Source organism: Pseudomonas palmensis, assembly GCF_049942755.1.
Lineage (GTDB): Bacteria > Pseudomonadota > Gammaproteobacteria > Pseudomonadales > Pseudomonadaceae > Aquipseudomonas > Aquipseudomonas palmensis.
The window spans coordinates 304,905-317,120 of sequence record NZ_CP187958.1 but is presented as its reverse complement, the minus strand read 5'-3'; the positions used below and the strand labels follow the sequence as shown (position 1 = coordinate 317,120).

The 12,216-nt window shown below is 67.6% G+C and carries 13 protein-coding genes; 3 read left to right on the top strand and 10 right to left on the bottom strand.

Going from position 1 to position 12,216, the window contains the following annotated elements; translation table 11 throughout:
- Nucleotides 1–474, top strand: coding sequence for a GNAT family N-acetyltransferase (locus ACPRTJ_RS01420; RefSeq protein ID WP_043862402.1), 474 nt, complete (start codon nucleotides 1–3; stop codon nucleotides 472–474).
- A gap of 125 nt (nucleotides 475–599) precedes the next feature.
- A complete protein-coding gene (locus ACPRTJ_RS01415; protein WP_100634396.1) occupies nucleotides 600–2,012 on the top strand; it encodes an aspartate aminotransferase family protein in 1,413 nt (470 codons plus the stop codon).
- A 15-nt stretch (nucleotides 2,013–2,027) separates the two neighbouring features.
- On the opposite strand, the gene ACPRTJ_RS01410 is transcribed toward ACPRTJ_RS01415, so the two are convergent.
- A complete protein-coding gene (locus ACPRTJ_RS01410; protein ID WP_043862404.1) occupies nucleotides 2,028–2,900 on the bottom strand; it encodes a LysR family transcriptional regulator in 873 nt (290 codons plus the stop codon).
- Nucleotides 2,901–3,114: 214 nt separating this feature from the next.
- On the opposite strand from ACPRTJ_RS01410, the gene ACPRTJ_RS01405 reads away from it, so the two are divergent.
- Nucleotides 3,115–4,641 (top strand): MFS transporter, encoded by a 1,527-nt coding sequence (locus ACPRTJ_RS01405; protein WP_054915568.1) that lies wholly within the window; start codon nucleotides 3,115–3,117, stop codon nucleotides 4,639–4,641.
- A gap of 75 nt (nucleotides 4,642–4,716) precedes the next feature.
- Here ACPRTJ_RS01405 and ACPRTJ_RS01400 read toward each other — a convergent pair whose 3' ends face one another.
- The 9 genes from ACPRTJ_RS01400 to ACPRTJ_RS01360 all read right to left on the bottom strand — a co-directional run bounded on the left by ACPRTJ_RS01400 (nucleotide 4,717) and on the right by ACPRTJ_RS01360 (nucleotide 12,050).
- Complete coding sequence (locus ACPRTJ_RS01400) at nucleotides 4,717–5,625, bottom strand: metal ABC transporter substrate-binding protein (protein WP_426427863.1); 909 nt, start codon at nucleotides 5,623–5,625, stop codon at nucleotides 4,717–4,719.
- Nucleotides 5,622–6,521, bottom strand: coding sequence for a metal ABC transporter permease (locus ACPRTJ_RS01395; RefSeq protein WP_043862407.1), 900 nt, complete (start codon nucleotides 6,519–6,521; stop codon nucleotides 5,622–5,624). The genes ACPRTJ_RS01400 and ACPRTJ_RS01395 overlap by 4 nt, the downstream gene beginning before the upstream one ends.
- Nucleotides 6,521–7,282: a metal ABC transporter ATP-binding protein gene (locus ACPRTJ_RS01390; protein WP_426427861.1), complete on the bottom strand. Its 762-nt coding sequence runs from the start codon at nucleotides 7,280–7,282 to the stop codon at nucleotides 6,521–6,523. The genes ACPRTJ_RS01395 and ACPRTJ_RS01390 overlap by 1 nt, the downstream gene beginning before the upstream one ends.
- Entirely contained in the window at nucleotides 7,279–8,205 is a 927-nt protein-coding gene (locus tag ACPRTJ_RS01385) for a metal ABC transporter substrate-binding protein (protein ID WP_078480231.1), read from the bottom strand. Before ACPRTJ_RS01385 ends, ACPRTJ_RS01390 begins: the two co-directional genes overlap by 4 nt.
- 35 nt (nucleotides 8,206–8,240) lie before the next feature.
- Entirely contained in the window at nucleotides 8,241–8,819 is a 579-nt protein-coding gene (locus ACPRTJ_RS01380) for a DUF6162 family protein (RefSeq protein WP_054915566.1), read from the bottom strand.
- Nucleotides 8,816–9,154: a hypothetical protein gene (locus tag ACPRTJ_RS01375; RefSeq protein WP_043862411.1), complete on the bottom strand. Its 339-nt coding sequence runs from the start codon at nucleotides 9,152–9,154 to the stop codon at nucleotides 8,816–8,818. Before ACPRTJ_RS01375 ends, ACPRTJ_RS01380 begins: the two co-directional genes overlap by 4 nt.
- Nucleotides 9,154–9,693: a thiamine pyrophosphate-binding protein gene (locus ACPRTJ_RS01370; protein WP_078480229.1), complete on the bottom strand. Its 540-nt coding sequence runs from the start codon at nucleotides 9,691–9,693 to the stop codon at nucleotides 9,154–9,156. Before ACPRTJ_RS01370 ends, ACPRTJ_RS01375 begins: the two co-directional genes overlap by 1 nt.
- On the bottom strand, nucleotides 9,690–10,889 hold the full coding sequence (locus tag ACPRTJ_RS01365; RefSeq protein WP_078480228.1) for a PepSY-associated TM helix domain-containing protein: 1,200 nt from the start codon (nucleotides 10,887–10,889) through the stop codon (nucleotides 9,690–9,692). Before ACPRTJ_RS01365 ends, ACPRTJ_RS01370 begins: the two co-directional genes overlap by 4 nt.
- Nucleotides 10,890–11,087: 198 nt before the next feature.
- Entirely contained in the window at nucleotides 11,088–12,050 is a 963-nt protein-coding gene (locus tag ACPRTJ_RS01360; protein WP_104572903.1) for a siderophore-interacting protein, read from the bottom strand.
- Nucleotides 12,051–12,216: the final 166 nt, after the last annotated feature.

Sequence of the window (12,216 nt, the reverse complement as noted above, 5' to 3'; positions counted from 1 at the left end):
ATGGACGAACGGATTCGCATTGCCAGGGCCCGGCCGGCCGAGGCCGCCCTGATCGAGCGGCTGATGCAGCAGAGCATCGCCACCGCAGCCGACCAGGACCATCACGGCGACCTGCAGGTGATCGACGCCTGGTCGCGCAGCAAGCAGCGTGCGCAGATCACCGACTGGCTGGGCGACCCGGCCCTGTACCTGAACCTGGGGCGCTGGCAGGGTCGCCCGGTGGCTACCGCGCTGGCCTTGCGCAGCGGCGAGATCTGCCAGTGCTTCGTGCAGCGCGACTACACAGGGCATGGCATCGGTCGGGCACTGGTGCTGGACCTGGAACACGCCTTGCGCCGCTGGGGCTGTACCCATGCATCGCTGTACAGCACCGCCTCGGCCCAGGATTTTTTCGCACGTCTGGGTTATTCGCCCAGCGGTGAGGCGCTGGGATTTCATGGCCTGCACCTGCAACTGATGCACAAAACCTTCTAGAAGACCGCCCCGCGCGCTAAATCCGCAGGGCGTTGGTGCGTCTTTCAAGCGAGTACACATCCCGACACAACGCTGGCCATCGGCGCGTGGCGGGACCATCCGCTTGCTTGCGAGGGTTACTTCCGATGTCAGTCGCTACCTGCCTTGCCCAGGCACAGCCGGCTTCTTCAGCCGACGAGCCTGGCGAAACGCTTTATCACTTCGAAGATTCGCCGCTGCTGACGCGACAGAAGCAGCAGGAGTCCAATGCACGCAGTTACCCGCGGCGCATTCCGCTGGCGCTCAAGCGTGCCCAGGGGCTTTACGTCGAAGACGTCGAGGGCCGCCAGTTCATCGACTGCCTGGCCGGCGCCGGCACCCTGGCCCTGGGCCACAACCACCCGGTGGTGATCGAGGCGATCCAGCAGGTGCTGGCCGACGGCCTGCCGCTGCATACCCTGGACCTGACCACGCCGGTCAAGGACCAGTTCGTGCAGGACCTGTTCGGCCTGCTGCCACCGGCCTTCAGCGCCCAGGCCCGGATCCAGTTCTGCGGGCCGACCGGCACCGATGCGGTGGAGGCCGCGCTCAAGCTGGTACGCACTGCCACCGGGCGCAGCACGGTGCTGTCGTTCCAGGGCGGCTACCACGGCATGAGCCTGGGCGCGCTGAGCCTGATGGGCAGCCTGGGGCCGAAGAAACCGATGGGCGCGCTGCTGGGCAACGGCGTTCAGTTCCTGCCATACCCCTACGACTACCGCTGCCCGTTCGGGCTGGGCGGCGAGCAGGGCGTGCAGGTCAACCTGCGCTACCTGGAAAACCTGCTGAGCGACCCCGAAGGCGGCGTGCAGTTGCCGGCGGCGGTGATCGTCGAGGTGGTGCAGGGCGAGGGCGGCATGATCCCGGCCGACCTCGACTGGCTGCGCGGCGTGCGGCGCATCACCGAGCAGGCGGGCGTGGCGCTGATCGTCGACGAGATCCAGAGCGGCTTTGCCCGTACCGGCAGGATGTTCGCCTTCGAGCACGCCGGCATCGTGCCGGACGTGGTGGTGCTGTCCAAGGCCATCGGCGGCAGCCTGCCGCTGGCAGTGGTGGTGTACCGCGACTGGCTCGACACCTGGCTGCCGGGTGCCCACGCCGGCACCTTCCGTGGCAACCAGATGGCCATGGCTGCAGGCTCGGCGGTGATGCGTTATCTCAAGGAACACGACGTGGCTGCCCACGCCGAGGCCATGGGCGCACGGCTGTGCGAGCACCTGGCGGTGCTGCAGCGCGACTTCCCGCAACTGGGCGACATTCGCGGTCGCGGGCTGATGCTCGGCGTCGAGGTGGTGGACCCGCAAGGGGCCGCCGATGCGCTGGGGCATGCGCCGGGGTTCGGCAAGCTGGCCTCGCTGATCCAGAACGAATGCCTCAAGCGCGGGCTGATCATCGAACTGGGTGGGCGCAACGGTTGCGTGGTGCGCTTTCTGCCGCCGCTGATCATTACCGCCGCGCAGGTGGACGACGTGGCCGAGCGCTTCGCCCGCGCCTTGCCGGCGGCCCTGCAGCGTCTGTAAGGCGCGCGGGTGCGATCAGCCCTGGCCGCTGCGCAGGGCCTCGATGTAGCGCATCACCGCGGGCGCCTTCTCGAAACGCCGATGCAGCACGGTGAGGCACGAGGTGGGTTGGCTGTCGGCGATGCGCCGGTAGCTGACCTGCGGCAGGGTGATGTGTTGCAGCACCGACTCGGGCACCAGCGCCACGCCCTGGCCCAGCGAAACCAGGGTGATGACCGCCACCAGGCTACCCGGCTGCGGCCCCAGGCGCGGCACGAAGCCACCCTGGGCGGCGACGGCCAGGGTGCCGGAGATCTGCTCGGGCAAGATGAAGGTTTCGGTGGCCAGGCGTGCGGCCATGATCTGCGGCAGCTCGTTCAACCGCGAGCTGGCCGGCAGGGCCAGGACAAAGCCTTCTTCGTGCAGGTCCATCGCGACCAGTTCGTCGGGCAGGTCCATCGGCGTGCGCACGTAGGCGATATCCAGCACACCGTCACGCACCAGCGCGGGGGACTCGGCCATGGGTTGCTCGCGGATGTTCAGCACCACCCCCGGGTGCGACTGGCTGAAGCGCGTCACCTGCTGCTGGAGCAGCCCCGAAAAGGCCGCCGAGGCCACATACCCCAACTCGATACGCCCCACGTCACCGCGCCCGGCCCGTTGTGCGCCCAGCTGCGCGGCATCGAACTGGCGCACCGCCTGTTCGGCCTCGGGCAGCAGCGCCTCGCCGGCGGCGGTCAGGCACACCTCGCGCTGGCTGCGCTCGAACAGGCGCACACCCAGCTGCCTTTCCATGTCCTGGATCTGCCGGCTCAGGGTCGGCGGGGCGATGCCCAGTTGCTCGGCGGCGCGGGTGAAGTGGCCGAGGCGGGCGACGCTGAGAAAATAGCGGAAATGGCGGATTTCCATGGGGTCTCGTTAGCTGCAGGCTAATGACGCAGGCGATCCTGGCTAACAAGGCCAGGCCGTTGCGGCGGTAATGTGTAGTAACACTACAAGATGCGTGACGTGGCGGCAAAGCCGCTGCGCCGATGAGCATCCGGTGGCTACACCGGCCCTGTCGCGGCAGCCTGCTCGGACACCGCGACACCGGCCCCAGATCGCCTTGCACGGGAGCCTTGCAATGTCCTCCGCCCGTTTCACCCTGTTCACGGCTTCGGCCGTGTGCGCCCTGATCATTCTCGACACCAATATCGTCGCCGTCAGCCTGCCGAGCATCGCCCGCGACCTGTCCGGCTCGTTCGCCGACATCGAATGGGTGGTCAGCGCCTACCTGCTGGCCTTCGCCGCACTGCTGCTGCCCGCCGGCAGCCTGGCCGACCGCTTCGGGCGCCGGCGCATGCTGCAACTGGGCCTGGGCCTGTTCGGCCTCGCCTCGCTGGCCTGCGGCGCGGCGCCCACCCTGGTGTTCCTCGACATCGCACGGGCCGCCAAGGGCGTGGGCGCGGCGTTGCTGCTGACCTCGGCACTGGCTGCCATCGGCCACCGCTTCCACGAGCCCGAGGCGCGCATGCGGGCCTGGGCGTTCTGGGGCGCCTGCATGGGCGCGACCATTACCTTCGCGCCGCTGCTGGGCGGGCTGATCGCCAGCACCCTGGGCTGGCGCTGGATCTTCTACATCAACCTGCCGCTGGTGGCGGTGCTGGCGGTGATGGTGCGGCGCAGTGTCGAGGAGTCCCGCGACAGCGCCGCTGCGCGGCTGGACCCGTTTGGCAGCCTGACCTTCGCCGGCAGCCTGGGCTACCTGATCTGGGCGCTGATCGATGCCAACCAGGTCGGCTGGGGCAGTGCCCAGACCCTTGGGCGCCTGGTGATCGCAGCGTTCCTGTTCGGCCTGTTCATTCTGGTGGAGCGCAACCAGGCGCGGCCGATGATCGACCTGCAACTGATGCGCAGCGCACGCTTCATCGGTGCATTGCTGGGCATGTTCGCCTACGCCGCCTGTGCCCAGGTGATGATGACCCTGCTGCCGCTGTACCTGCAGAACGGCCTGCAACTGTCGGCCTTGGCTGCCGGCGCGGGCATGCTGCCGTTTGCCCTGGCGATGCTGCTGACCCCGCGCCTGGGCATGCGCCTGTCGGCGCGGCTGAGCAGCGCCCAGGTGTTCGCCCTGGGCCTGCTGCTGGTGGGCGCGGGCAACCTGCTGTGCGGCGCGGCGGCCAGCTATGGCGGCTACCTGAGCTTCGCCCTGGCCAGCATCGTGCTGGGCGCCGGGGCCGGTCTGCTCAACGGTGACACGCAGAAGAACATCATGGCCTGCGTGCCACGCGAGCGCACCGGCATGGCCTCGGGCCTGAGCACTACCACGCGTTTTGGTGCCATCGTGCTGGCCATCGGCATTCTGGGCGGCATCCTGGCGGCGCGCAGCGGGCAATTGCTGCGTGAGGCGGTGGCAGGGGTGGCGCCTGGGCAACTGGACAAGGTCGGCGACATGGCCACCCGGGTTGCCGCCGGTGACCTGCCGGCAGCGCTGGCTATGGTCGACCCGGCACTGCGCGAAACCCTCGCGCCGCTGGCGCAGCACGCCTTCATCGGCGGCTTCGAGACGGTGCTGCAAAGCGCCGGGGTGGCGGCGCTGGTGTTCGCCGTGGTGGTCGGTGTGCTGCTTGGCAGGCCGCTGCCGGTGCCGCAACCGCTGCCGGCGCGCTGATCGCGCGCACGCGGGCGTTCGGCGCAACTGAAAAGCCCCAGGCGTTGCGCACTGGGGCTTTGTTTTTGCCGGTCTTCAGGCCTTCGCGGCGAGTGCTTTGATCACTTCATCGATACTGCCCTGCAGTTCGCTCACCGGGTTTTCGCCGCCGCCCTCCAGCACCAGCAAGTGGCTGCCGGCCTTGGCGATTGCCGCAGTTACCGCCTCGCTCGGCTGGCGGTGGTCGAGCACCAGCGCCACGTCGTTGTCCTTGAGCAGGGCGGTCAGCTGTTGCAGTGCCTCGGGGGTCCACTGGTCTTCGGCGGGTACGCTGTAGGCCACCTGCTCCAGGTTCAGCCCGCCGATCAGGTAACCGAAGCGCTCCGACAGGCTTACCACGCTGAGGTTGTCGACTTCGCCCAGGCGCGCTTCGCTGTCGGCACTGAGCTTGAGCAACTGCTGCTTGAGCGTGGCCAGGTTGGCCTCGATTTTCGGCTTGGCGGCCGGCGCCAGGCGCACCAGGTCGGCGGCGGTCACGTCGGCCATGCGCCCCAGGTTGTTGCTCGACAGCCACGGCTGGCTGTTCAGGCCGTCCTTTGGCGCCCCCGGCTGCACCGCAATGCCGGGCAGGCTGCCATCCACCGGGCGTGCGGCATCCACTTCGACGATGCGGATATTGCTGCGCCGCGCCATCGGGTACAGCGGGTCGTCCGCCCATACCGAGCGCAGACCGATCACCGCATCGGCGTTCACGGCCAGCTTCTGCAGGGCCGGCGCCCCACGCCCGCTGAAGTAGGCGGTCTGGCGCGAGCCGGGCAGGTTGGCCGCGGCGGCGCGTTGCAGCTTCACCTCGCTGCCGTCGAGCAGCAATTGGCCAAGGCCGTAGGTGATGGGCAGGGACGCCAGTACCTGCACCGGGCGCGCGGCTTCGGCGGCCTGTGCGGCAACACTGAAGGCGCCGCTCAGGGCCAGTACCAGGGTCAGTTGGCGAAATGTCGGCTTCATCCGATGTTTCCTTTCAGGCTGGGCAGGGTGCCACGGGCGATGGCGGCCAGGGCGAAGGCCATGCCGGCGACCAGGATGATCGCGGCGCCCGAAGGCAACGGCAGGTCGAACACGATCGGCAGCAGGATGCCGCTCAGGGTGCTGAGGGTGGCGATCACCACCGAGGTCCAGAAAAACCCCTTGAGCGACTGGCTCAGCAGGCGGGCGGCAGCGGCCGGGATCACCAGCAGTGCGCCCACCAGGATCGCGCCGATGACCTTCACCGCGGCCACGGTGATCAGCGTCACCAGCACCACGAACAGGTAGTCCAGGGTCTTCACTGCCACCCCGCGCACTGCCGCCAGCTGCGGGTTGAAGCTGGCCAGCATGATGCGGTTGTACAGCGGCAGGCTCAGGCCCAGCACCAGCGCGCCGACGATGGCCAGCACCAGCAGGTCGTTGCCGTTGACCGTCAGCACCGAGCCGAACAGCACGTTTTCCAGGATGTGCACGTTGATCTTGCCCGCCAGTATCAGCAGCAGGCTTGCGCCCAGCGCCAGCGACACCGACAGGAACACCCCGATCAGGGTGTCCGGGGCCAGCCCGGTGCGGTTGCGCAGGTAGTTGAGCAGCACGCCGAACAGCAGGCAGTAGCCGAACAGGCTGCCGTAGGGGCCGGTATAGGGTTCGCCGAGCAGGATGCCGATGGCCACCCCGGTCAGGGCCGCGTGGCCCACCGCCTCGGAGAAGAACGCAAAGCGCTTGACCACCACCAGCGTGCCCAGCCCGCCCAGCACCGGCCCGATCAGCAGGCCGGCGAGCAGCGCGTTGACCACGAAGCCATAGGCCAGGGCTTCGGGCAGGTAGCCCGAGGACGCCAGGCCCTGGATCATCAGGCGAAATTCTTCATAGTTCATCAGGCGTGGCTCCCGGTCACCGCAGCGCTGCGCGGGTGGGTGGAAAACAGTTGCAGCAGCGCCTCCGGGCGCAGGGCCTGCTCGGGCGGCGCGTCGAACAGGATGCGCCGGTTGAGGCCGGTGACGTGATCGGCCAGGCGTTTCACCGCCTCCAGGTCGTGTTCGATCCACAGCACGGTGGTGCCGCTGGCGCGCCAGTCCAGCAGCAATTGTTCGAAGATGCGGATGCCGGCTTCATCCAGCGCCGACATCGGTTCGTCCAGCACCAGCAGTTGCGGCGCCGGAATCAGCCCCTGGGCCAGCAGCACGCGCTGGCGCTCGCCGCCGGAGAGGGCGCCCATGCGCCGCTTGCGCTTGTCCTGCATGCCCACGCGCTCCAGCGCCTGGCCGATGCTCGCCGCGTAGTGGCGCGACAGCCCCAGGAACGCCGGGCGGCGCTGGCACATGGCGGCCATGAAGTCGTCCACGGTCATCGGCAGGCCACGGTCGAATTCCAGGGCCTGCGGCACGTAGCCGATGCAACCGGGGGCGCCGGCCCAGTGCAGGTTCAGGCGGCCGTGGTGGGGCATCTGGCCGAGCAGGGTCTTGATCAGCGAACTCTTGCCGCCGCCGTTGGGCCCCACCAGCGCATGCACGCTGCCAGGGCGCACACTGAAGCTCACCTGGTCGAGGATGGTGGTGCGGCCCAGGGTCAGGCCAACGGCGTCGAACTCCACGCCGGGGCCCTGGCTGGCAAGGGTGATCGGCTCGATGGCGCTCATGCCCCGGCCTCCTGGATCGCGCGCACCACGGTATCGAGGTTGCTGGTCATCTCCTTTTCGTACTTTTCGGCGCTGTAGTCGCCGTAGGAGATGTGCGACAGCGGGTACAGGCGCACGCCGGACTCACGCTGGATGGTGTCCACATAGGTGGACGGGAAGTCGAGCTCCGAGAAGATCACCTTCACGTCCAGGTCGCGCAGCTGGTTGATGGTCTTCTTCAACTGGCTGGGGCTCGGTTCGATGCCATGGGCGGGCTCGACCACGGCGGTGACTTCCAGGCCGAATTCACGCAGCAGGTAGTCGTAGGCCGCGTGCACGGTGGCCACGCGCAGGTCGGCATTGGGCGCGCTGGTGAGCTTGGCCAGGGCCTCGGCACGCAGCTGGCGCAGGCGCTTGCCATAGGCGCGGGCATTGGCGGTGTAGGCCTTGGCGTTGGCCGGGTCGAGCTTGCCCAGCTCGCGGGCGATGTTGTTGACCTGGGCGATCGAGGCGCTGATCGACAGGAAGGTGTGCGGGTTGACCACCTTGCCCGCGCCGCGTGCGGCGATGCCGGTGGCCGCCAGCAGCGGCACGTTGGCGTTGGCCTCGATGGTGGCCACGCCAGGCTTTTCGCTGGCCTCGATCATGCGGTCGGCAAAATCGTCATGCCCCACGCCGTTGAGCACCACCACGTCCAGCGTGCCGATGCGCTTGATGTCCTCGGCGCGTGGCTCGTAGGCGTGCGGGTTGAAGCCTGCCGGAATCAGCGGCACCACCTCGGCCTTGTCGCCGACGATGTTGGCCACGTAGCTGTAGTAGGGGTGCAGGGTGATGCCGATACGCAGGCGCTTGGCCTCTTCGGCGTGCGCCAGGGGCGCCAGGCACAGGGCGAGCATGCCGGCCAGGATGCGTCGGCGGTTGACCAGAAACGATGAAATAGACATGGGCAGGCGGTCTTCTCTCAGGTGTATCCGTGGGTTCAGTGCCGATGCTGGCGAGTGACCCCGGCATCGAATTGCGCGACGACCTGTTGCCAGCCCGCAGCGCTCAAGGCGGCGTCGCTGAGATCGTGGGGGGCGGTGAGGTCGGTGCTGCGGTTGAGCCAGATATCGGCCGGGCTGTCGGGCTGTGCGCCCAGGCGCATCAGGAACGAGCCGGCCACTTCGCTGGCCTGGCTGAGCCCCAGGTAGGCGCCGCCTTCGAGCAACTGCCAGGTGTGGCCGCCACGGCTCACGGCGCTGGCGTCGCGGGCGAACGGGGCGTAGCCCTCGGCATCCAGCTCGGCCGGGGTGGGCAGGCGCTGTTCTTCCTGCTGACGCAGCTGGATCTCCTCCAGGGTAACCCGCAGGTCGGCGTATACCCCTTGCTCGCCGGCCGTGAGGTCGCGGCGCGCATCGAACTGATGGGCCGCCACTTCGCTGGTTTCGGTGGTTTCGCCGCGCCAGCTGACCACCGCGCCGGCCACCAGCAGCACCAGGGCGCAGAACAGCAGCACGTACAGCGTTTCATGGCCGGCACCGGCCGGGCGGATGGTCTGGGTCGTGGTCGGGGTGCTCATGGTGCCTCGATGTCGGCCTGGTCGATTTCCACCACATGACCGGGGCCTGCGTCGAACAGCACGTAGAACTCGGCATCGGGGCGCTTGAAGGTGAGCTTGGAGTCTTCGCCCAGCTTGCCGGGCACCAGGATGCTTTCGTCGTAGCCGATCACGTCGAGGGTTACGCCGGGGGCGCCGCTTCCGTCGGAAAAGCCGCCGGTGCACTGGATCTGGCCGCCTTCGATCTGCTTGCATTCGCAGATCGGGTTGTGGGCCAGCGCCAGGTTGCTGAAGGTGGCGAGCGAAGTGAGCAGTGCCGCGCCACCCAGGCGACGCAGCAGGTCAGAAACAGGCATCATTTGCCTCCTTGTTTTTGAAGCCAGGCGACAGTGCTTGGCGAGGCCTTGCTGAGCGGGACCGAACCCTGGTGCATGCTGCCGTCCCAGCCTTCCATGGTCACCCACAGTTCGGCGTCGGGGCTGGTCTTGAGCGGCACCGGCACCGTGGCGCCCATGCGGTAAGGGGAACCGAAGAAGATTCCGCCGGCGGCGCGCAGGCTGCGCGGCTTGCCGATACGCAGGTAGGTGGCCTTGACCTGTGGGATACAGGCTTCGCACAGGCTGGCGTTGAAGCTCTTCATGTAGCCGGCCGGCCCGTCCTGGCGCGGCGCCTCGTTGCGCAGCTCGGCCAGCTTCAGGCTCCAGGGGCCGACCTGGACCTCGCCGATCTCGCGTTCGCCCAGGCCCACGTCACCGCGAAACAAGGCCGCATCAGCAAAGTACTTGGGCATGAAACCCAGCGGTACCAACAACAGCAGTATGTTGATGTGAAAACGCCATTTCAGCCAGAACTGGCGCAGGCGCGAAGGCGGTTGTGCAGCGATTGCCTTGCTCATGCCTGGCTCTCCGAAGGGGTAGGGGTGGCAGCGGCGGCGCGCTTGGCGCGTGCCGGTTTTTCGCTGCGCTTGAGGGCGGTGGCCGTGGCGATGGCGGTGCGCTTGGTCCAGATCAGCAGGCCGCTGAGCACCATCATGCTCAGCAGCAGGCCGAACACGAACCAGATCAGCTTGATCCAGATACCGCCGAAATCGCCGGTATGCAGCGGGCGCATCGACTCGGTGACGAATTCGAGCTTGCTGCGGTCGGACAGCAGCTCATGGGCCTCGACCACGCCACTGTAGGGGTTGACCGATGCGGTCTGGAACATCAGCGGGTACCAGCTGCGCCCCCCCACCGAGGTGTGGCTGTAGGCGTTGCTCGGCAGGCTGATGAAGCTCACGTCCAGCCCCGGAATCTTGTCGATGGCGATCTTTTCGATGGCATCCAGGCTCAGCACCGGGGCCGGCTGGCCGGCGGGCGCGGTGGGCACGTTCTCGCGGGCGATCACCGGCAGCACCTGGTTGCTGGAAATCGAGATCTGGTTGTCGAACAGAATCGCCTGGATCAGGAACCAGGTACCGGTGATCGAGATGACTGCGATGAACCAGATCGACCAGATCCCGCTCAGGCGGTGGAAGTCGCCCCAGAAAATCCGCGCACCGTGCTTCAGGCGCAGGGTCGGCTTGAGAAAGCCCTTCCAGAAGCGCTTGTACACCACCAGCCCGGTGACCAGCGAGGCCAGCATCGGCAGCCCCAGCAGCGACACCAGGTACCAGCCCCAGCTGTAGCCATTGGTGAACGGCACCAGCCACCAGCCGTGCAGGGCGCGGGTAAAGGCCTGGAAGTTGAACTGCGCCGCCTCGCCCTGGACCACCCCGGTGTACGGGTTGACGTAGAGCGTGGTGGAGCGCGAGTCGGGGTAGGTGACGCTGACGGTCAGGGCGAAATGCGATTCGTCCGGGCGCACGATGGTGCTGACATACACCCCCGGCTGCGCGGCCTCGACGGCGGCGCGCACCTGGTCGAAGCCCAGCATCGGCGGGTCGCCGTCGGGTTTGGAGGCGCGGACCTCGGGCTGCGCCAGCCAGACGATTTCCTGGCTGACCACGGCCAGCGTCCCGGTGAAGCAGACGATCAGCACGAAGAACCAGATCGGCAGGGCTAGCCAGCTGTGGACCAGAAACCAGAGTTTTGAACGTGACTTTTTCGACATTGGGCAGGCAACTTCGATTCGGAGTGTGGTGAGCATGAGGTTCCGGAGCACGGGGTGTCTGGGCTCAGGCTCGCTCGAAAGGGTGCAGTGGTAATTGTTAGGACGAATGAGAAGCAGAAATCCTGCACTAAAAAATGCAAGCAAATGTTTCCAAGGCTCCCGACCTGCCGCCGGGAGCCCTGTTGAACCCCGCTGGCGCTACTCGAACGTACGCCCGGCGCGCCAGTAGCCCATCAGGGTCAGGGCGTTGCGGTCCAGGCCCTGTTCGTTGATCAGAAAGCGCCGGATCTGCATCACCGCAGCCGATTCCCCGGCCACCCAGGCGTAGAAGCTCTGGTGGCTGGCGCTGGCACGTTCCCAGAGGATCTGCTGGTCGATGTCCACCTCCTCGAGGCGCGTGTCGGCGGGCGGGCGTCTGGCGGGCAGGGTGGCCAGCTGGGTCACGGCATGCACCATGGCCTGGCCCTGGATACGCTGTTGCTGGTCGCGTGGCAGCCAGTGCAGGGTGGTGCTGGCATTGCAGCGTAGGGCCAGGCAGTCCTGTTGCAGCGGCACCTCGACATAGGCTTCGACCTGGGGCGGGTCATCTTGCCCGGCGAGGGTTTCGAGAATGCCGGCAATGGCTGGCAAGGCGGTTTCATCGCCCACCAGCAGAATGTTGCGTACCCCGGCGGGCGGGTTCCATTCGTAGCCCCCGGGGTCGCCGGCGAAGGCCAGGTTGGGTGCCAGGATCTGCAGACGGTCGCCTGTGCGGGCGTGGGTGGCCCAGGCCGAGGCGGGGCCGTTGACCCCGTGCAGTACGAAATCGATATCCACCTCGGCCTGTTCGCGGCGCAGGGCACGGATGGTGTAGGTGCGCATGGGCGGGCGGCTGGCCTCGGCCAGGGCGCGGCGGGCTTCGTTCCAGTGCAGGTCGTTGGGCAGTTCGGGCGGGCTGCCGTCGGCGGCGGGGAAGAACAGCTTGACCCGTTGATCGGCAGCCAGGGTGTGCATCCGGGCCACGTCCGGGCCGGTGAACACCAGGCGGCTCAGCGACGGGCTCAGTTGGATGCGTTGCTTGAGGGTGACATCGAACAGGCGGTAGGCGCGCTCGGGCTGTGCGCCGGCCAGCTTGCGCAGGCCGCGCCCGACGGCGCGGGTCAGGGAGGAGGCGGAAGTCATGGCATGCACCTTCTTGCTACGGGTTCCCTAGATAGACGGCTAGCGGCACGGCTGATTTAGCCGCGAGCAATGAACGGGGGCCGTGGCGGTGTTTAATTTTTCCTGGGGTGTATCCGTTTCGTAGGGATAACCGGGGCGCTGCCCGCTATCCACCCTGCACGGAAAC

Bases quoted from the DNA above. Each gene is read 5' to 3' on its own strand.
- ACPRTJ_RS01410 (WP_043862404.1), bottom strand. From the start codon at position 2,900: ATGGAAATCCGCCATTTCCGCTATTTTCTCAGCGTCGCCCGCCTCGGC.
- ACPRTJ_RS01420 (WP_043862402.1), top strand. From the start codon at position 1: ATGGACGAACGGATTCGCATTGCCAGGGCCCGGCCGGCCGAGGCCGCC.
- ACPRTJ_RS01390 (WP_426427861.1), bottom strand. From the start codon at position 7,282: ATGAGCGCCATCGAGCCGATCACCCTTGCCAGCCAGGGCCCCGGCGTG.
- ACPRTJ_RS01375 (WP_043862411.1), bottom strand. From the start codon at position 9,154: ATGCCTGTTTCTGACCTGCTGCGTCGCCTGGGTGGCGCGGCACTGCTC.
- ACPRTJ_RS01380 (WP_054915566.1), bottom strand. From the start codon at position 8,819: ATGAGCACCCCGACCACGACCCAGACCATCCGCCCGGCCGGTGCCGGC.
- ACPRTJ_RS01395 (WP_043862407.1), bottom strand. From the start codon at position 6,521: ATGAACTATGAAGAATTTCGCCTGATGATCCAGGGCCTGGCGTCCTCG.
- ACPRTJ_RS01370 (WP_078480229.1), bottom strand. From the start codon at position 9,693: ATGAGCAAGGCAATCGCTGCACAACCGCCTTCGCGCCTGCGCCAGTTC.
- ACPRTJ_RS01365 (WP_078480228.1), bottom strand. From the start codon at position 10,889: ATGTCGAAAAAGTCACGTTCAAAACTCTGGTTTCTGGTCCACAGCTGG.
- ACPRTJ_RS01360 (WP_104572903.1), bottom strand. From the start codon at position 12,050: ATGACTTCCGCCTCCTCCCTGACCCGCGCCGTCGGGCGCGGCCTGCGC.
- ACPRTJ_RS01385 (WP_078480231.1), bottom strand. From the start codon at position 8,205: ATGTCTATTTCATCGTTTCTGGTCAACCGCCGACGCATCCTGGCCGGC.
- ACPRTJ_RS01405 (WP_054915568.1), top strand. From the start codon at position 3,115: ATGTCCTCCGCCCGTTTCACCCTGTTCACGGCTTCGGCCGTGTGCGCC.
- ACPRTJ_RS01400 (WP_426427863.1), bottom strand. From the start codon at position 5,625: ATGAAGCCGACATTTCGCCAACTGACCCTGGTACTGGCCCTGAGCGGC.
- ACPRTJ_RS01415 (WP_100634396.1), top strand. From the start codon at position 600: ATGTCAGTCGCTACCTGCCTTGCCCAGGCACAGCCGGCTTCTTCAGCC.